The following is a 17,402-nucleotide window of genomic DNA, read 5'->3' as shown; positions in this document are numbered from 1 at the left end:
AAACGCTCCATTGATCACGATCAGCTAGAATGGCCGTCTTGCCGTTACCGAGCCTGCCATGAAACCTGTATTGCCCCACGCCCAGCTCGATTGGGATGACCAAGGTCGTCCGTATTCGCGCGTGTTCGACGATGTGTATTTCTCCGATAAGTCGGGGCTGGACGAAACCCGCTACGTGTTCATCGAGCAGAACCGTTTGGCGGAGCGTTTTGCTGCGTTGCCGCAAGGGGGTCGACTGGTCATCGGCGAGACCGGTTTCGGTACGGGGCTGAATTTTCTGTGCGCCTGGCAGGTGTTCGAACAACACGCGGCGGCGGGTGCGCGAATGCATTTTGTCAGTGTCGAAAAATACCCGTTGAGCCCCGCCGACCTGCAACGCGCGCTGGCGCTGTGGCCGGAACTCAAGGTGTTTGCCGATCAATTGCTGGCGCAGTACGTAGCGATCCATCAAGGTTTCCAGCGCCTGACGCTGGCCAACGGTCGGGTCACCCTGACCTTGATGATCGGCGATGCGCTGGAGCAATTGCCGCAACTCGACGCGCAGATCGACGCCTGGTTTCTCGACGGCTTTGCCCCGGCGAAAAACCCTGACATGTGGACCGCCGAACTGTTCGTCGAACTGGCACGGCTGGCCGCCCCCGGCTCGACCATCAGCACCTTCACCAGCACCGGTTGGGTAAGGCGCCTGCTGAATGCCGCAGGGTTCAAGATGAAACGCACCCCGGGCATCGGCCATAAGTGGGAGATCCTGCGCGGTGAATTCCTCGGTTGGCCGCAAGAGGTTCTCGCGCCCACGCCAGCCAAACCGTGGTTCGCCCGCCCTGCACCGCTGACCGGTGAGCGCCGGGCACTGGTGATCGGCGCCGGGCTTGCCGGTTGTGCCAGTGCGGCCAGCCTCGCGGCGCGGGGTTGGCAAGTGACGCTGCTGGAGCGCCACGCCGACATTGCCCAGGAAGCCTCCGGCAATCCTCAAGGCGTGCTTTACCTGAAGTTATCGGCCCACGGCACGGCGCTGTCGCAAATGATCGTCGCCGGATTCGGCTACACCCGACGCCAGCTCGAACACCTGCAACGCGGCACCGATTGGGACGATTGCGGTGTGCTGCAACTGGCGTTCAACGCCAAGGAAGCCGAACGCCAGCAGCAATTGGCCGACGCGTTTCCCGAAGATCTGCTGCAACTGTTGGATCAGCCCCAAGCACAGAATCTGGCGGGCATCGGGTTGGACCACGGCGGGCTGTACTATCCCGAGGGTGGTTGGGTTCATCCGCCGGCGCTGTGCCAATGGCAAGCAGCGCATCCGCACATTCAAATGCTCACGCACCACGATGTGGTGGAGTTGCGCAAAGTCGATGGCCAGTGGCAAGCCTGGGACGGCGAACGGCTGCTTGCCAGCGCACCCGTGGTGGTATTGGCCGGCGCCGCCGAAATCCAGCGTTTTGGCGAAACCGCCGATCTGCCACTCAAGCGCATTCGCGGGCAAATCACCCGTCTGCAGCAAACCCCACAGAGCCAGGCGTTGAGCACGGTGGTCTGCGCCGAAGGCTATGTCGCTCCGGCACGGTTGGGCGAACACACCTTGGGCGCCAGTTTCGACTTCAAGAGCGATGACTTGACTCCGACCACTGCCGAACACCTGGGCAATCTGGCCATGCTCGAAGAGATTTCCCACGATCTGGTCATCCGTCTTCAAGTCGACAATCTGGAGCCGGAAAGCCTTCAAGGCCGCGCCGCGTTTCGCTGCACCAGCCCCGACTATCTGCCCATCGTCGGCCCCGTGGCAGACAGTCAGCTCTTCGCCCAAAGCTATGCGGCGTTGAGCAAGGATGCACGGCAAGTGCCCGACATCGAATGCCCATGGCTCGACGGTTTGTACGTCAACAGCGGCCACGGCTCGCGGGGGTTGATCACCGCACCGCTGTCCGGTGAATTACTCGCTGCCTGGCTCGATAACGAGCCCTTGCCGTTGCCCAGAAGCGTGGCCGAAGCCTGTCATCCGAATCGCTTTGCACTGCGTCGGCTGATTCGCCGAACCAACGCATAAAACGCCTTCCAACCGGTTCAGATTCCGCGACTTATAACTTATCGGTCTAAAACTCCGGGGATTCAGCCGGGTCAGTTTCTGAGTACCCGCCGTTTTGGCGCGGTATCGATTGACCCTCCCCAACGGAAAAACCGGTAAGGAATTTATGTGCGGATTAGCTGGCGAGTTACGTTTTGACAATCAACCTGCAGACCTCGCGGCGGTTGAACGAATCACCCATCACCTGGCCCCTCGCGGCCCCGACGCCTGGGGTTTTCATAGCCAGGGACCGATTGCCCTGGGCCATCGACGCCTGAAAATCATGGACCTGTCGAACGGCTCGGCGCAGCCGATGATTGATCATCAGCTGGGGCTGTCCCTGGCCTTCAACGGCGCGATCTACAACTACCCTGAGCTGCGCGCAGAACTTGAAGACCTGGGTTACGCCTTCTATTCCGGTGGCGACACCGAGGTCCTGCTCAAGGGTTTTCATGCCTGGGGCGAAGCACTGTTGCCGAAACTCAACGGCATGTTCGCCTTTGCCATTTGGCAGCGCGATACCCAACGCCTGTTCATTGCCCGCGACCGTCTCGGCGTAAAGCCGTTGTACCTGTCGCGCACCGGCCAACGTCTGCGCTTCGCTTCGTCCCTGCCAGCGTTGCTCAAGGGCGGCGACATCAACCCGATCCTCGATCCGGTGGCGCTCAACCATTACCTGAACTTTCATGCCGTGGTCCCGGCGCCGCGCACCCTGCTGGCGGGCATTGAAAAACTGCCGCCGGCCACCTGGATGCGCATCGACGCAGATGGCACCACCGAGCAAAAAACCTGGTGGACCCTGCCCTACGGCCCACACGCCGATGAGCAGAATCTGACACTCGAAGACTGGCGCGACCGCGTGCTCGATAGCACCCGCGATGCCGTCGCGATCCGTCAACGTGCAGCGGTCGATGTCGGCGTACTGCTTTCGGGCGGTGTCGATTCGAGCATGCTGGTGGGGCTATTGCGAGAAGTCGGCGTGGAAAACCTGTCGACTTTCTCTATCGGTTTCCAGGATGCCGGTGGCGAGCGCGGTGACGAGTTTCAGTATTCGGATCTGATCGCCAAACACTACGGCACCCAACATCACCAATTGCGCATCGACGAAAAAGAGATCATCGAACAACTGCCTGCCGCGTTTCGCGCCATGAGCGAGCCGATGGTCAGCCACGACTGCATCGCTTTCTATCTGCTATCCCGGGAAGTGGCCAAGCATTGCAAAGTGGTGCAGAGCGGCCAGGGCGCCGACGAGTTGTTTGCCGGTTATCACTGGTACCCACAGGTCGACGGTGCCAGCGATCCCTACGCGGCTTATCGCGAAGCGTTTTTCGACCGTAGCTACGACGACTACGCCGCCACCGTGCAGCCGAAATGGTTGACGGCGAATGACGCCGCCGGTGACTTCGTGAAGGAACATTTCGCACAGCCTGGCGCCGATGCCGCTGTGGACAAAGCCCTGCGCCTGGACAGCACGGTGATGCTGGTGGATGACCCGGTCAAACGCGTCGACAACATGACCATGGCCTGGGGCCTGGAGGCGCGCACGCCGTTTCTCGACTATCGCCTGGTGGAATTGTCGGCGCGGGTGCCTGGCAAGTTCAAACTGCCGGACGGTGGCAAACAGGTGCTCAAGGAAGCTGCGCGGCTGGTGATCCCGAGTGAAGTAATCGACCGCAAGAAAGGCTACTTCCCGGTGCCGGGTCTGAAGCATTTGCAGGGCGACACGCTGGACTGGGTGCGCGAGTTGCTGCTCGATCCGAGCCAGGATCGCGGCCTGTTCAACCCCGCCATGCTCGACCGTTTATTGACTGACCCGCAAGGTCAACTGACGCCGTTGCGCGGCTCCAAGCTGTGGCAATTGGCGGCCCTGAACCTGTGGCTCAGCGAACAAGGAATCTGATCGATGAAACCTCACGCCACGGCTTTCAGCCAACGCTTGTTGCGCGGTCAGGCGCCCTCCTACGAACGCTTGCAGGCGCGCCTGGCCGAAGACGGCAGCGCCCTGGGCGGCGAGCCGATTGCGCTGCATTGCGGTTGGGGCCGGTTGCTGATCGGCCACACCTTTGCTGACCCGGCCAGCCTTGCCCGCGAGTTGCTCAACGAGCAGCCCGGCGAACGCGACATCGCGTTGTACGTCGCCGCGCCTCAGCAAGTGCTGGGGCTGGAGCCGACCCAGTTGTTTCTTGATCCGTCCGACACGTTGCGCCTGTGGTTCAGCGATTACCGCCAGGCAACCCGGGTGTTTCGCGGGTTCCGTATCCGTCGCGCCCAGAGTGAAGCCGATTGGTGTGCGATCAATCAGCTGTATCAGGCGCGCGGCATGCTGCCGATCGATGCCACGTTGCTGACCCCGCGACACCTCGGCGGCCCGGTGTACTGGCTGGCCGAAGACGAGGACAGCGGCGCGGTGATCGGCAGTGTCATGGGCCTCAATCATCACAAGGCATTCAATGATCCGGAAAACGGCAGCAGCCTGTGGTGCCTCGCGGTCGATCCGCATTGTTCGCGGCCCGGCGTCGGCGAAGTGCTGGTGCGGCATTTGATCGAGCACTTCATGAGCCGCGGGTTGAGTTACCTCGACCTGTCGGTGCTGCACGACAACCGTCAGGCGAAAAACCTCTACGCCAAGCTCGGCTTTCGCAACCTGTCGACGTTTGCCATCAAGCGCAAGAACGGCATCAATCAGCCGTTGTTTCTCGGCCCGGGTCCCGAAGCCGAGTTCAATCCATACGCGCGGATCATTGTCGAAGAAGCGCACCGACGGGGCATCGATGTGCACGTCGATAACGCTGAGGCCGGGATGTTCACGCTTAGCCATGGAGGACGCCGGGTGCGCTGCCGCGAGTCCCTCAGTGATCTGACCAGCGCAATCAGCATGACGTTGTGCCAGGACAAAAGCCTGACCCATAAAGTGCTGAAAGCCGCTGGCCTGAATCTTCCGGCACAGCAACTGGCGGGGAATGCCGACGACAATCTGGCGTTCCTCGACGAGCATCAACGGGTGGTGGTCAAACCGCTGGACGGTGAACAAGGCCAGGGCGTGGCGGTTGATTTGCAGACCATCGAAGACGTCCAGCAAGCCATCGAAGCCGCCCGCCGCTTCGACAGTCGCGTGTTGCTGGAGAGCTTCCATGAAGGCCTCGATTTGCGAATCCTGGTAATCGGCTTTGAAGTGGTGGCCGCGGCCATTCGCAAACCGGCTGAAGTGGTGGGCGATGGTCAGCATTCCGTCGGCGCGCTGATCGAAGCCCAGAGTCGTCGCCGCCAGGCTGCCACCGATGGTGAAAGCAAAATCCCGCTTGATCATGAAACCCAGCGCACCTTGCATGCCGCCGGTTACGACTACAGCAGCATTTTGCCGGCGGGTGAGCATCTGTTCGTTCGGCGTACGGCGAATCTGCATACCGGCGGAATTCTCGAGGACGTCACCGCAATCCTGCATCCGACTCTGGTGGATGCCGCAGTGCGGGCGGCGCGGGCACTGGACATTCCGGTGGTCGGCCTCGACCTCATGGTGACCGCCGCCGATCAACCGGAGTACGTGTTTATCGAAGCCAATGAGCGCGCCGGACTGGCCAACCATGAGCCGCAACCGACGGCCGAGCGCTTTGTGGATTTGTTGTTTCCGCATAGTCAGCCGGTGGTTTGACCTATCAGGAGTTTCCATGACCATCAAATACCCAGAACCGGATCTGACCTACCTGCAAAAAGTCCTGCTGGAAATGCTCGCCATTCCCAGTCCCACCGGGTTCACCGACACTATCGTGCGTTACGTTGCCGAACGTCTTGAAGAACTCGGCATTCCCTTTGAAATGACCCGTCGCGGCACCATTCGCGCCACGCTCAAGGGCAAGAAAAACAGCCCCGACCGCGCCGTTTCCGCCCACCTGGACACCATTGGTGCGGCCGTGCGCGCCGTGAAAGACAACGGTCGCCTGACACTGGCCCCGGTGGGTTGCTGGTCCAGCCGTTTTGCCGAGGGCAGCCGGGTGAGTCTGTTCACCGACAACGGCGTGATCCGCGGCAGCGTGTTGCCGCTGATGGCTTCCGGGCATGCGTTCAACACCGCCGTGGATGAAATGCCGATCAGTTGGGACCACATCGAATTGCGCCTGGACGCCTATTGCGCGACCCGCGCCGATTGCGACTCGCTGGGCGTCAGCGTCGGTGATTTCGTCGCCTTCGATCCGTTGCCCGAGTTCACCGAAAGCGGTCACATCAGCGCCCGTCATCTCGATGACAAGGCCGGTGTCGCCGCGCTGTTGGCGGCATTGAAAGCCATTGTCGACAGCGGCGAAGAATTGCTGATCGACTGTCATCCGCTGTTCACCATCACCGAGGAAACCGGCAGCGGCGCGGCGGCGGCGTTGCCGTGGGACGTCAGCGAGTTCGTCGGCATCGACATCGCGCCGGTCGCGCCCGGCCAGCATTCCAGCGAGCATGCCGTGAGCATCGCGATGCAGGATTCCGGCGGGCCTTATGACTACCACTTGTCACGGCATCTGTTGCGCCTGGCCAGTGACAATGAACTGCCGGTACGCCGCGATCTGTTCCGTTACTACTTCAGCGATGCGCACTCGGCGGTGACCGCCGGTCACGATATCCGCACCGCCCTGCTCGCCTTCGGCTGCGACGCCACCCACGGCTACGAGCGCACCCACATCGACAGCCTCGCCGCCCTCAGCCGTCTGCTCGGCGCCTACATCCTCAGCCCGCCCGTGTTCGCCAGCGATGCGCAACCGGCCACGGGTTCGCTCGACCGGTTCAGTCACCAGATCGAGCATGACACCCAGATGGAAAGCGATACGCGGGTGCCGTCGGTGGATAGCCTCGTAGGTCAGCGCAGCGACAATTAGAGGCACACGATTCTGCAGGAGCTGCCGAAGGCTGCGATCTTTTGATTTTCAACGGTGCAGCTGATGCCGAAGATCAAAAGATCGCAGCCTTCGGCAGCTCCTACTGGTGATGTGTTCATAACCGCCGTAGCATCGCGCCACTGATTGAATCGAGGTGCCTATGCTGATTCCCCACGACCAACTTGAAGTCGACACCCTGACCCGCCTGATCGAGGACTTCGTGACCCGCGACGGCACCGACAATGGCGATGACACGCCGCTGGAAACCCGCGTTTTACGCGTACGCCAGGCATTGACCAAGGGCCAGGCCTTGATCGTCTTCGACCCGGAAAGCGAGCAATGCCAGTTGATGCTCAAGCACGATGTGCCCAAGCATTTATTCGACTGACTTTTTCTTTCGGGGCACTTTGCGCTGGATCCGGTCGTAGATCTCGGACCGGTGCACTTTGACGCTCTCCGGCGCCTCGACACCAAAACGCACGCTGTTACCGTTGACGCCAACGACGCGGATGGAAATGGTGTCACCGATGGAAATCAATTCACCTACAACACGACTGAGTACAAGCATGGCCTTGGTCCTACAGGGTTACCGGACCTTGAAGATGCCCGGCGTCGGTCGGGCCTTCAAGGCAGGGACGGTAATCCAGACCGAACTGACAGCCAACGACCAGCCTCCTGACGGAAACGCCCTACAGATCGACTGTATGTAGGAGCGAGCCTTCAGGCTGCGGAAAAACGCGGACCGAACAGAATCACGCTCGCACCGATCACGCACAACGCCACGCCGATCCAGTCCGAGCTCAGCGGACGAATCCGCTCGACCACCGCCAGCCAGCCAATCGACGCGATGATGTAGATACCGCCATAAGCGGCATAGGCGCGCCCGGCGTAGGTGGCTTCGATACGGGTCAGCAATAACGCGAACAAGGTCAGGCTGAGCAGCGCCGGCACCACCCACCAGGCACTTTTGCCCTGGCGCAACCACATCCAGAAAGCAAAACATCCGGCGATTTCGAACAGCGCGGCGAGGAAAAACCATAAGTAGTTGAGCATGCGAAGGTCTCGCGAAAGTGGCCGATGGCGGCCACCCTAACTATGCAGTCGCTCGCGGGCAAGTTCAGCTTGCGGATTGTTTAGCCTTGGCGCGCATCTTGTCGGCCATCAGCGTCATTTCGTTGTAGAGCAGTTGCGGGTTCTTCTGCTTCAACGCCCACGCCATGCGCCCCTGTTCGTGGGGCAGGATCATGAACTCGCCGGCGGCGACCTGCTGGTAGATGTAATCGGCAATGTCGGCCGCGCTGATCGGCGAACTTTCCAGCAACTTGCCGACCTGGGCCTTCATGGCCGGCGTCGGGCCACGGAATGAATCCAGCAGATTGGTCTGGAAGAACGACGGACACACCACGTGCACCCCGACTTCCTGGTGCGCCAGTTCGATCAGCAGACTTTCGGACAATGCCACCACGCCGGCCTTGGCCACGTTGTAGTTGCTCATGGCCGGACCTTGCATCAATGCAGCCATCGACGCGATGTTGATGATCTTGCCTTTGCTCTTTTCCAGGAGTGGCAGGAACGCTTTGCAGCCCTTGACCACGCCCATCAAATTGATCGCGATCTGCCAGTCCCAGTCCTCCAGAGACAGTTCACTGAAGAATCCGCCCGAGGCCACGCCCGCGTTGTTGACGATGACATCGATGCCGCCGAGCTTCACTTCGCAAGCCTGGGCAAACGCAGTCAATTGACTGTAATCGCGCACGTCGCAACGCTGGATGAAACCGTCGCCGCCCGCTTCGCGCACCAGTTTCAGGGTTTCCTGCAGACCGGGCTCACTGACGTCCGACAAGGCCAGTTGCCAGCCTTCACGCGCCCAGCGCAGCGCGATTTCGCGACCCAGTCCCGAGCCTGCGCCAGTGATCATCATGCGATTTTGCATAGCAAACAGCCTTGTTGTTCCGGGGAAGATGCGTCGAGTGTAGCGAAGGATATTGCCCGACCCACGCTCCATCAGATTGCTGAATGGCCCGAGCAAACCGCCGGAACGGCTGAATCAACTAATGAAATAAGTAATCGAATGGGCGCGGGTTCGAAAAACATCAAAAAAACTTGGAATTTTCTTTCACTCGCGACGGTCGGAAATTTTAAGCAGCTCGAATTAATGACATTCCCGCTGACTGATAACGGCTAAGTCATTCCTGAACTCTTACAGCAAGGAAACAGACATGGGCACAATTCTTCTGATCATTTTGATCCTGTTACTGATCGGTGGTCTGCCGGTCTTCCCGCACTCCAGAAGTTGGGGTTATGGCCCGTCCGGTATCATCGGCGTGGTGTTGGTGGTGATACTGATTCTGTTGTTACTCGGCAAGATATGACGATTTAACCGGCAAAAAAAAGAGGCCCTTGAAGGGCCTCTTTTTTTATTGCGTCGCTATTTAGTCCGGCGTGCCGTCGACCACACCGGCGGTGTTGTCGAGCAGGCTCTTGGTCGCCGTTTGCAGGAACGCTTCGAGCTTGGTTTTCAGCTCGGCGGTGCGCGGTGCATCCGGCACCACTTCAGCGTGCGGCTTGGCACCCAGTTCATAGCGGTACATCTTCGGCGCCATGTCCTTGTCCCGTGGCAGTACCAGAATCTGGTCCGCCGTCACGATGGCCGTGGTCTGTTCGCTGCCCGACGGTTTGATCACGCCAAAACCGGTATCGCCCTCAGGCAGGTTAAGCAGGTCGCGACCCCAGCACTGATGACGCACTTCGCCACCCAGACGACCCATGATGGTCGGCACGATGTCGATCTGCGTGCCCACGGTGTGGTCAAGCTTGCCGAACTTCTCCTGGATGCCCGGTGCGATCAGCAGCATCGGCACGTTGAAACGACCCAGGTCCATTTCGGTGATCTGACGTTCGTTGCCGAAGCCATGGTCGCCGACGACGACAAACAGGGTTTCCTTGAAGTACGGCTCCTTGCGAGCCTTCTCGAAGAACTGACCCAGTGCCCAGTCCGAGTAACGCATGGCGGTCAAGTGTTCGTTCAGACTGCCGCGATCGGTTACACGCTCGACCGGCAATGGCGTCGGCAAAGCATATGGCGTGTGGTTGGACAGGGTTTGCAGCAAGGCATAGAACGGTTTCTTGTCCTTGCCGTCGCGGGCTTTCAGTTCAACCAGACCACGGTCGAACATGTCCTGGTCGGACACACCCCAGGTCGGGTCGGAGAACACCGGGTTAACGAAGTCGTTACGCCCGATGAAATTGGTCATGCCCTGGTTGCTGAAGAAACCCGACTGGTTGTCCCAGGCGAAATCGCCGTTGTAGACGTACACGTCGTCGTAGTCACGGGCGCTGAGCAACTGTGGCAGGCCGGACAACTTGTGGCTACCTTCCGGCGTCTGCATCAAGTATTCGAAACCCGGCAGGTTCGGGAAGCACGCCATGGTGGCGAACATGCCTTGGTGGGTGTGAGTACCGTTGGAGAAGAAGCGGTCGAACAGCAGGCCTTCCTTCGACAGTTGATCGAGGTATGGCGTGATGTTGCCGGGAGCGCCCAGTGCGCCCACCGAGTGACCCGCCATGCTTTCCATCAGGATCACAACGACGTTCTTGATCGGCAGGGTCTTGTCGGCCGGTGGCGTGTAGTCGCGGCGTACCGCGGCAGTTTCACCATCCACCAGTTTGTCGTCCTTCATCACCAGCATGTCGCGCACAGTCTGCTGCGCCATCGGTTGCGGCAACGTGGCTTTCCAGATGTTGTCGCGATCTTCGGACATCCGGCTCTTCGCCGCCGCCACCAGGGACAGCGTACCGTTGAGACCCAACTGGTTAGCGAAGTTGGAGTCGGTGGTGTAGACGTCACCCCAACGCATCGGCGGACCCTGGCGCAAGGTGCCACGAGCCGCGACCACGCAGATCAGCAGGCAGACCACGAACACCACGGCGCGCGTGTACCAAGGGGCAACCTGCCGGGTGCTGATGCTGCCGCCGCTGAAAGGACCACGAGGACGGGTCGCACGGTCGGCGCCCTTGAACGCCAGGCTGAGAATCCAGGTACCCACGGCCCAGGCCAGCAGATAGCGAACCACCGGGAAACCGTACCAGAGCATGCTCATCACGGTTTTCGGGTCTTCCTTCACATACTGGAAGACCAGGCCGTTCAGGCGCTGGTGGAACTCACGGTAGAAGTCCATCTCCATCAGGCCCAGGAACAACGCAATGCTCGAAGCAATGGTCAGCCAGAGACGAAAGAACCCACGCGCCGCCATGGCCCGGGCACTGAACAGTGCCAGCAGCAACGGAATGCTGAGGTACACCACCAGACGCAGATCGAAACGCAGGCCGTTGGCGAACGCCTCGATAAAGGTCGAGGCCGGTGTATCGAGGATCATTTCGCGGTTGTAGACCAGCAGCGCGAGGCGCAGCGCGGAAAACATCACCATCATGACCAGAGCGCACAGCAGCGTGTAAGCCAGATGCGATTTGACGGTCGGTTGCAGCAAGCGACTCGAAGCTCGCTGCTGACTCAGGGCGTCCGGGATTGCCATGTCGTTTTAGGACCCATTGGAAGTTGAAGTTTCAAAAATACAGCGGCGCCTTGCCCTCTATTGGCCAGTACTCGGCCCTGGGGTTTGCGCGGTGCGCAAATGTTGCACGATCAACCGCGGCATTGCCATTGATTACTGTTCTGTCATGCCGGCGCGGGCGAATTGTCTTGGAGGCTTTGTGAAAATTTTGTGCAACGCATATCTGGAAACACAATAAAGGTTTTGGGTTGGCTGATTTTTTGATGGGGACACCCGCCAAATCAGGTCGGCTGGTGGGCCGCCATCGCCAGCAGGCTGGCTCCCACAGAAGAGCAAAGCCGCGTACTCCTCGGCTCTTCACCACTCAACAGGCCGAGCGTTAGCTCGCCTGGCGCTTTTGATCCACCCGCCCCATCGGAAGGCTGAGTGGAGGCGTTCATCCGGGGGTGGGCGCGTAGCGCCGTGCGGCGAAGCCGCACACATCGAGAGGAGGTCGTCGCGAAGCAGACCGGAGGCGATGCCCCCGGATGAATGCCGGAGCGAAGGAACCCCGAGCCTTAGCGAGGGGCCGTACGTAAGGGGCGAGCGTTTTTTTTGCTTACTTTTTTGAGGCGTTTGTCAAAAAAGTGAGTCGCCGTAAGGGCGAAACCATAAGCAGCCGTTACCGCAGCAACGGATATGTACACAGCCGAACCTATTTCTCAGCCCGAACCTTAAGATTCTTCAAAGTATTAAACGGCGCATCCACCACAAACTTGTTGGCAACCATCGAAGGAATACTGCCACCCGGCTCAGTGTGAACCTGATAAGTCACTTCAATCTGATCGCCCTTGGGAACGAACTTCCAGAAACCATCCACTTTGGTAACCCGCACAAAACCTTTTTCTTCGGGAATGTACTTGGGCACGCCTTCAAGTTTGCGGGTCAGGCTGCCATCGGCGCCTTCAATGGTCGTGACATGTAGCACTGAGTCACGGGGGGTAACCGGCCACGGAGTATTGAATTGGGTGTAAGTCCAGCTCTGGTCACCTTCATGCTTGAGCAACTTCTGGCTCTTGCATTCGTGAATCCAGGTGCAGGCGCCGGCTACGTCTTCCTGCAGCGCGCGCAGCTTGGCCATGGTGGTTTTCATCAGGGTGACACCCTGGTAGGCCTTGTAGTCGGAACCCGGTACTTCACTCAGGGAGACCTTGATGCCGTCTTCGTTCTTGGCGACTTTCCAGTCTTCGGCCTGTGCAACCGAAGTGACCAATACAGCCGTCAAACCACACAGCACAGCGATACGATGCAGCGAACCCATAATGTTATTCCTTATTGTTGAAGTTCCGTTCGTTGACACATTACGCCGCCGTCATTTGCTCCCACCAGCCAATCAGCCTGATAGCCTCTTCACTGCTGCTGCCACACACCTCAACGTCAGCCTCGAATGCCGAGCACACCGCTGGACGCTCCGGCTGACCGAAAATGTTGCACAGGTTTTCGGCGGACAATTGCAGGCAACGTTCCCCGGCGGGCTTGCCGTTAGGCATACCGGGAATGGGCGAACTGATGGATGGGGCAATGCAACAGGCGCCACAGCCTTCACGGCATTTCATGACGACGAGCTCCTCGCGACGGGCGATGTGTTAAAGGACGGGGCACAGAGTAACCGCTAAAACAGTTGTTTTAAATTACCGCACCACGGGTTTTTACCTGCAAACGGCTGTGACCGGGCAGTCTCCGACAAAGCGTCTGCCCAGCGGGTTGTGAATAGCGTCGACTTATCGTTTGAACTCAAACTCCAGCGCCGCGCCTTCGACTTCATGGCGTTCTTCATTGCGTAACTGCAGCTGCATTTCGTTGCTGATCAAACGACCGTTGAGCTGGAACCCGCTGCTTTTGTCACCGAACATCTGCGGCAACACGGGGTCGCGCTTAGGCAACGGCACAGTTCCGACGGGATCAAGCTCCTCAACCATATCCTTGGGCAGGCTCAGATCCAGATTGGCGGAAGGGAGTTGGGTTTTCACCACTTCACTGGCCGGTTTCGACTTGGAGGCAGTCGGCGGGCGCTTTTTCACCGCAGCCGCTTTCTTCTTGACCGGTGCAGTTTTTTTCGCGGGCACCGCTTTTTTCGATGGCGTGCTCGCTGTCGGTTTTTCTTGAGCAGATGCGGCCAGAACGGATACCGGCTGAGCGCTGATGAACAGGCAGATCAACAAACAGGTGGCAGAAAAAATCGATTTCATGGATCCAACGGCGCATATCGCGCAATCGACAGCGGGGCCATATGCTCGCCTGTTGCAGGCGCCAAGACAAGCTCGGGCAGGATTAACCTGCCCGCCACATCAAAAGCCGCCGGCCATCTCCTGGCAAAGCTGGGTAGCCAGCATGCCCAAGGTCATCAATGCCCGATCAGCTTCACGATTCCACGGGATGCCGCAGTTCAACCGGATGCAGTGATTGAATTGCTCGGTGTTACTGAAAATCAGCCCCGGCGCAATGCTGATGCCCTGCTGCAGTGCGCGCACATGCAGTTCCTGGGTATTGACCCTTCCTGGCAAGCTCACCCACAAAATGAAGCCGCCGGTAGGCCGCGTCATTTGCGTGCCTTCGGGGAAATATTGCTGCACCGCCAACTGGAAGGCGCTGAGGTTCTTGCGATATTCCTGGCGGATGAAACGCAAATGCCGATCGTAACCGCCGTTTTCCAGATAGGCGGCAATGCCCATCTGCGTGACGCTGCACGCCGAATGGGTGCTGAAAGTCTGCAAACGCTGGATTTCCTGCTGAAACTTGCCGGCAATCATCCAGCCGATGCGTACGCCCGGCGACAGGGTTTTGGAGAAGCTCGAGCAATAGATCACCCGATCCAGACGGTCATAGGCCTTAAGCGCCTTGGTGCGACCCTGCTCGAACATCAGTTCGCCGTAGATATCGTCCTCGACAACCTGGATGTCGAAGTCCGACGCCAGGCGCAGCAATTGCTTCTGCCGCTCTTCGGGCATGGTGCCGCCCAATGGATTGCTCAGGCGCGTGGTCAGCACCAGCGCCTTGATCGACCACTGGTTGGCCGCCAGTTGCAGGGCTTCGAGGCTCATGCCGGTAGCCGGATCGCTGGGGATTTCGATGACCTTGAGACCCAACAGATCGGCCAGTTGCAGTAGACCGTAGTAGGTCGGCGACTCGGCTGCGATCAGGTCACCCGGCCGGGTCAGCACCCGCAGCGACATCTGCAACGCATCGACGCAACCGTGGGTGATCACCACTTCCGACGGATCGACCACCACGCCGGCATCGCGCATGCGGATCGCCACTTGCCGGCGCAACGGCTCGAAACCGGGGCTGAACATGTAGCTGAAAGCTCGCGGGCTATGGAAACGGGTAACTTTGGCCAATTGCTGATGCAGCGCCCGCACCGGAAGATAGTCGACGCTCGGCACTGCGGCGCCCAATGGGAACACCCCTTCGCGCCGGGATTCGACCAGAACTTGCTGAATGATGCTGCTGCGGGTGACCAGGCCCGGACGCTCGACCCGAGCGATGTCCGGAGTCGGCGCAGTCAGGGCCGGCGTCTGGTGCACGTAGTAGCCCGACTGTGGCCGGGCGCGGATCAGCCCTTGATCCTCAAGATTGGCATACGCCTGCAAAACCGTGGCATGGCTGACGTTGAGCTGCGAACTCATCTTGCGCACCGAAGGCACGCGCTCGCCCGGTTGATAGACACCACGGCGAATGTCTTCGGCCAGTTGCTGAGCAATACGTTGGTAGAGCAAGAGGTTGGTCATGACGCAGCACTCGATTTCACAGGCATTTTATTCTTGTCGGAAACGATACCGGAACAGTTTAGAAGTGTACTGGGACAGTTGCCACAATAGTCGACAGTACAGTGCAGTGTCAGCAAAAACTGTACTGTTTTGCGAGGTATTTGGCAGGCGTAAAAAAACCCGGCGCTGTCCAGGCAGGCCGGGTTTTCCAGTAACGCGACCCTTAGCGGGCGGCGCCGAGCTGGCCTTTTTCGTCGGAGAACACAATTTCCACCCGGCGGTTCTGTGCGCGTCCACGCTCGGAAGCGTTGGCGTCTACCGGGTATTCATCGCCGTAGCCTTCGACCTGAATGCGTTTGTCGTCGATACCCAAGTCCATCAGCACATCCGCCACCGACTGCGCACGGTCACGGGACAACTTGAGGTTTTCCTGTTTGCCGCCCGTACTGTCGGCATAACCTTCGATGCGCACCACACGCTTGGGGTTGAGCTGGAGGAACTGCACGATCTTCAGGACGACGCGGTTGGCCGAGCTTTTCAGCTCCGCTTCACCGGTGTCGAACAGCACATCACCAAGCGTCATCACCAGACCGCGATCAGTCTGGGTGGTGGCCAGTGCCACAATCTGCTCTTCGATCCATTTCCCCTGCTGCTGTACGCTGAGCAGCTTGGATTCACGCAAGGCCAGTTGCAGGCGCTGACGCTCCAGTTCGAGTTTCGCGGCGCGTTCTTCGTTGAGCACCTGATTGGTGTGTTCGCGGGCGATTTCGCTGTAGCGCTGACTCAGGTAAGCGTAATGCGCCACATCCGAACCACTGCCCCAGTAGCTGGACAAGCGATCGGCACGCGCCAGGGATTCACCGGCGCGGATCACGTCCTTGGGGGCGATACGCAGGACGTTGGAATCTTCCTTGACCTTCTGGAAGTCGGTACCGGCCTGTTGCAATGCGGCCTCGCCACGCTGACCGGCACAGCCATAGAGACTCGCGCAGCCCACCAGGAGCAAACCACCGATTACTGTGGACTTGAGGCTCATTGGGCGTCTCCCAATTGCTTGCGCAGGCGGGTGATGCGCGTATTGAGCACGTTCAACTGTTCCTCACTCTTGAGGGTCAGGACTCGGGCTTCAGCCAGACGCGCATCCAGCTCGGCCTGCTCGGCCCGCATCCGCGCGTTCTTGTAGGACTGGTCAGCCATACTGCCCTTGGCCCGGTTGTATTTGTCTTCGGCCAGTTTCATTTCCGGCACTTCATCGGCGGTGGCGCCAACAGCCTTGGCTTGCTCGACGGCCTGAGCGGTCAGGCGCATTTGTTCATTCGGCGCCGGATCGGCTGCACAACCCGCCAGAGCCAGAACGGCCAGGGCAGCGAAAAGAGGTCGAATACTCACAAAAAATCCCTACTGTTTTGGGGCACTGACAGGTTGCTTCTGCTGCGCGTTCCAACGCTCGATATTGCGTTGCAGTACAGCCTCCGTCAGTCCGGACGCGGGCAATTCTGTCATCTTTTTGGCCAGCTGTCCGCGCAACCACGGATCGTTGCAGGCAGAGTTATGGGAAAGCGCCAGAAACAACCCCGGCTTGTCGACCGGTTGCGCACGGGCGACCAAGTCATTGGCCATGCCCAATGTCTGCGCCATTGCCATGCCCGAGTAACGTCCGGCGAGGACAAATTCCACTTCGCCCAGGAGCAATTTCTGAAAGGCCTGGGTGAGATTGGGTGTACGGGTGAGAGACAATTGCTGATCGGCAAATGTGACGAATGCCGAGGTCAATCGAGACTTTTCCGACAAAGCGCCGGGATGGCCGTGCAGGTCCTGCACGTCGTTGTAGACCAGTGGCGAGTCTTTACGGGTCCAGACCAGGTAATCGTTTTCCAGCAGCGGTGGATGAATGTAGTCCAGGGACTCCAGCTCACTGACCGTCAAACTGGCGTCGGCCAGCATGTCCATGCGCCCACTGCGTACCTCGTCCAAGGCCTGGGAGCGTTTACCGGCATAAAGCAGTTCGACCTTCAGCCCTAACTCCCCCGCCACTTGCTGCAACAGATCGGCACTGGCGCCGATCAAGTGCTTGGGATTTTGCGGGTCTTGCCACAGGTACGGAGGCGCATCCGGGCTGCCGGTCACTACCAGGCGTTCGCATTTGCCCGCCGCGATCGATAGCGTCGGCAACAACGCCAACCCCAGCAAGCTCCACGCAAGACGCAGATCCATGGCAATACACTCC

17 protein-coding genes are annotated in these 17,402 nt (G+C 59.5%); 6 read left to right on the top strand and 11 right to left on the bottom strand.

What is annotated here, in order from left to right; translation table 11 throughout:
* The first annotated feature begins 58 nt into the window (after positions 1–58).
* The 5 genes from mnmC to V6Z53_RS10115 all read left to right on the top strand — a co-directional run bounded on the left by mnmC (position 59) and on the right by V6Z53_RS10115 (position 7,306).
* Complete coding sequence (gene mnmC / locus V6Z53_RS10135) at positions 59–2,044, top strand: bifunctional tRNA (5-methylaminomethyl-2-thiouridine)(34)-methyltransferase MnmD/FAD-dependent 5-carboxymethylaminomethyl-2-thiouridine(34) oxidoreductase MnmC (RefSeq protein WP_338585365.1); 1,986 nt, start codon at positions 59–61, stop codon at positions 2,042–2,044.
* A 145-nt stretch (positions 2,045–2,189) separates the two neighbouring features.
* Positions 2,190–3,962, top strand: a complete 1,773-nt coding sequence (locus V6Z53_RS10130; protein WP_338585364.1) for an N-acetylglutaminylglutamine amidotransferase — start codon at positions 2,190–2,192, stop codon at positions 3,960–3,962.
* Between the two features lie 3 nt (positions 3,963–3,965).
* On the top strand, positions 3,966–5,711 hold the full coding sequence (ngg, locus tag V6Z53_RS10125; RefSeq protein WP_338585362.1) for an N-acetylglutaminylglutamine synthetase: 1,746 nt from the start codon (positions 3,966–3,968) through the stop codon (positions 5,709–5,711).
* Between the two features lie 16 nt (positions 5,712–5,727).
* Positions 5,728–6,918 carry an osmoprotectant NAGGN system M42 family peptidase gene (locus V6Z53_RS10120; RefSeq protein WP_338585361.1) on the top strand — a complete coding sequence of 397 codons (1,191 nt, stop codon included), beginning with the start codon at positions 5,728–5,730 and terminating at the stop codon, positions 6,916–6,918.
* 160 nt (positions 6,919–7,078) lie between these two features.
* On the top strand, positions 7,079–7,306 hold the full coding sequence (locus tag V6Z53_RS10115; RefSeq protein ID WP_003199186.1) for a YheU family protein: 228 nt from the start codon (positions 7,079–7,081) through the stop codon (positions 7,304–7,306).
* Here V6Z53_RS10115 and csrA read toward each other — a convergent pair.
* The 3 genes from csrA to V6Z53_RS10100 all read right to left on the bottom strand — a co-directional run bounded on the left by csrA (position 7,295) and on the right by V6Z53_RS10100 (position 8,851).
* Entirely contained in the window at positions 7,295–7,486 is a 192-nt protein-coding gene (csrA, locus tag V6Z53_RS10110) for a carbon storage regulator CsrA (RefSeq protein WP_338585357.1), read from the bottom strand. The genes V6Z53_RS10115 and csrA overlap by 12 nt on opposite strands.
* A 152-nt stretch (positions 7,487–7,638) precedes the next feature.
* Positions 7,639–7,971: a YnfA family protein gene (locus V6Z53_RS10105; RefSeq protein ID WP_338585356.1), complete on the bottom strand. Its 333-nt coding sequence runs from the start codon at positions 7,969–7,971 to the stop codon at positions 7,639–7,641.
* Between the two features lie 64 nt (positions 7,972–8,035).
* Positions 8,036–8,851: an SDR family oxidoreductase gene (locus V6Z53_RS10100; RefSeq protein ID WP_338585355.1), complete on the bottom strand. Its 816-nt coding sequence runs from the start codon at positions 8,849–8,851 to the stop codon at positions 8,036–8,038.
* 286 nt (positions 8,852–9,137) lie between these two features.
* Here V6Z53_RS10100 and V6Z53_RS10095 point away from each other — a divergent pair, with 286 nt between their 5' ends.
* Positions 9,138–9,290, top strand: coding sequence for a DUF3309 family protein (locus tag V6Z53_RS10095; RefSeq protein ID WP_008060837.1), 153 nt, complete (start codon positions 9,138–9,140; stop codon positions 9,288–9,290).
* A 60-nt stretch (positions 9,291–9,350) separates the two neighbouring features.
* On the opposite strand, the gene V6Z53_RS10090 is transcribed toward V6Z53_RS10095, so the two are convergent.
* From V6Z53_RS10090 to V6Z53_RS10055, 8 genes are all read right to left on the bottom strand, one after another.
* Positions 9,351–11,450 (bottom strand): LTA synthase family protein, encoded by a 2,100-nt coding sequence (locus V6Z53_RS10090; protein ID WP_338585354.1) that lies wholly within the window; start codon positions 11,448–11,450, stop codon positions 9,351–9,353.
* 673 nt (positions 11,451–12,123) lie between these two features.
* Complete coding sequence (locus V6Z53_RS10085) at positions 12,124–12,729, bottom strand: START domain-containing protein (RefSeq protein ID WP_338585353.1); 606 nt, start codon at positions 12,727–12,729, stop codon at positions 12,124–12,126.
* 40 nt (positions 12,730–12,769) lie between these two features.
* Positions 12,770–13,024 carry a YkgJ family cysteine cluster protein gene (locus tag V6Z53_RS10080; RefSeq protein ID WP_338585351.1) on the bottom strand — a complete coding sequence of 85 codons (255 nt, stop codon included), beginning with the start codon at positions 13,022–13,024 and terminating at the stop codon, positions 12,770–12,772.
* A gap of 165 nt (positions 13,025–13,189) precedes the next feature.
* A complete protein-coding gene (locus tag V6Z53_RS10075) occupies positions 13,190–13,657 on the bottom strand; it encodes a translation initiation factor 2 (protein ID WP_338585350.1) in 468 nt (155 codons plus the stop codon).
* Between the two features lie 99 nt (positions 13,658–13,756).
* A complete protein-coding gene (locus V6Z53_RS10070; protein ID WP_338585348.1) occupies positions 13,757–15,196 on the bottom strand; it encodes a PLP-dependent aminotransferase family protein in 1,440 nt (479 codons plus the stop codon).
* A gap of 202 nt (positions 15,197–15,398) precedes the next feature.
* Positions 15,399–16,211: an OmpA family protein gene (locus tag V6Z53_RS10065; protein ID WP_338585347.1), complete on the bottom strand. Its 813-nt coding sequence runs from the start codon at positions 16,209–16,211 to the stop codon at positions 15,399–15,401.
* Positions 16,208–16,564, bottom strand: coding sequence for a DUF4398 domain-containing protein (locus V6Z53_RS10060; RefSeq protein ID WP_338585346.1), 357 nt, complete (start codon positions 16,562–16,564; stop codon positions 16,208–16,210). The genes V6Z53_RS10065 and V6Z53_RS10060 overlap by 4 nt, the downstream gene beginning before the upstream one ends.
* A 9-nt stretch (positions 16,565–16,573) precedes the next feature.
* Entirely contained in the window at positions 16,574–17,389 is an 816-nt protein-coding gene (locus tag V6Z53_RS10055) for a transporter substrate-binding domain-containing protein (protein WP_338585345.1), read from the bottom strand.
* Between the last annotated feature and the right edge of the window lie 13 nt (positions 17,390–17,402).

It is taken from the genome of Pseudomonas sp. MAG733B (assembly GCF_036884845.1).
Taxonomy (GTDB): domain Bacteria; phylum Pseudomonadota; class Gammaproteobacteria; order Pseudomonadales; family Pseudomonadaceae; genus Aquipseudomonas.
The sequence above is the reverse complement of the archived record's forward strand: the minus strand, read 5'-3'. Positions and strand labels throughout refer to the sequence as shown.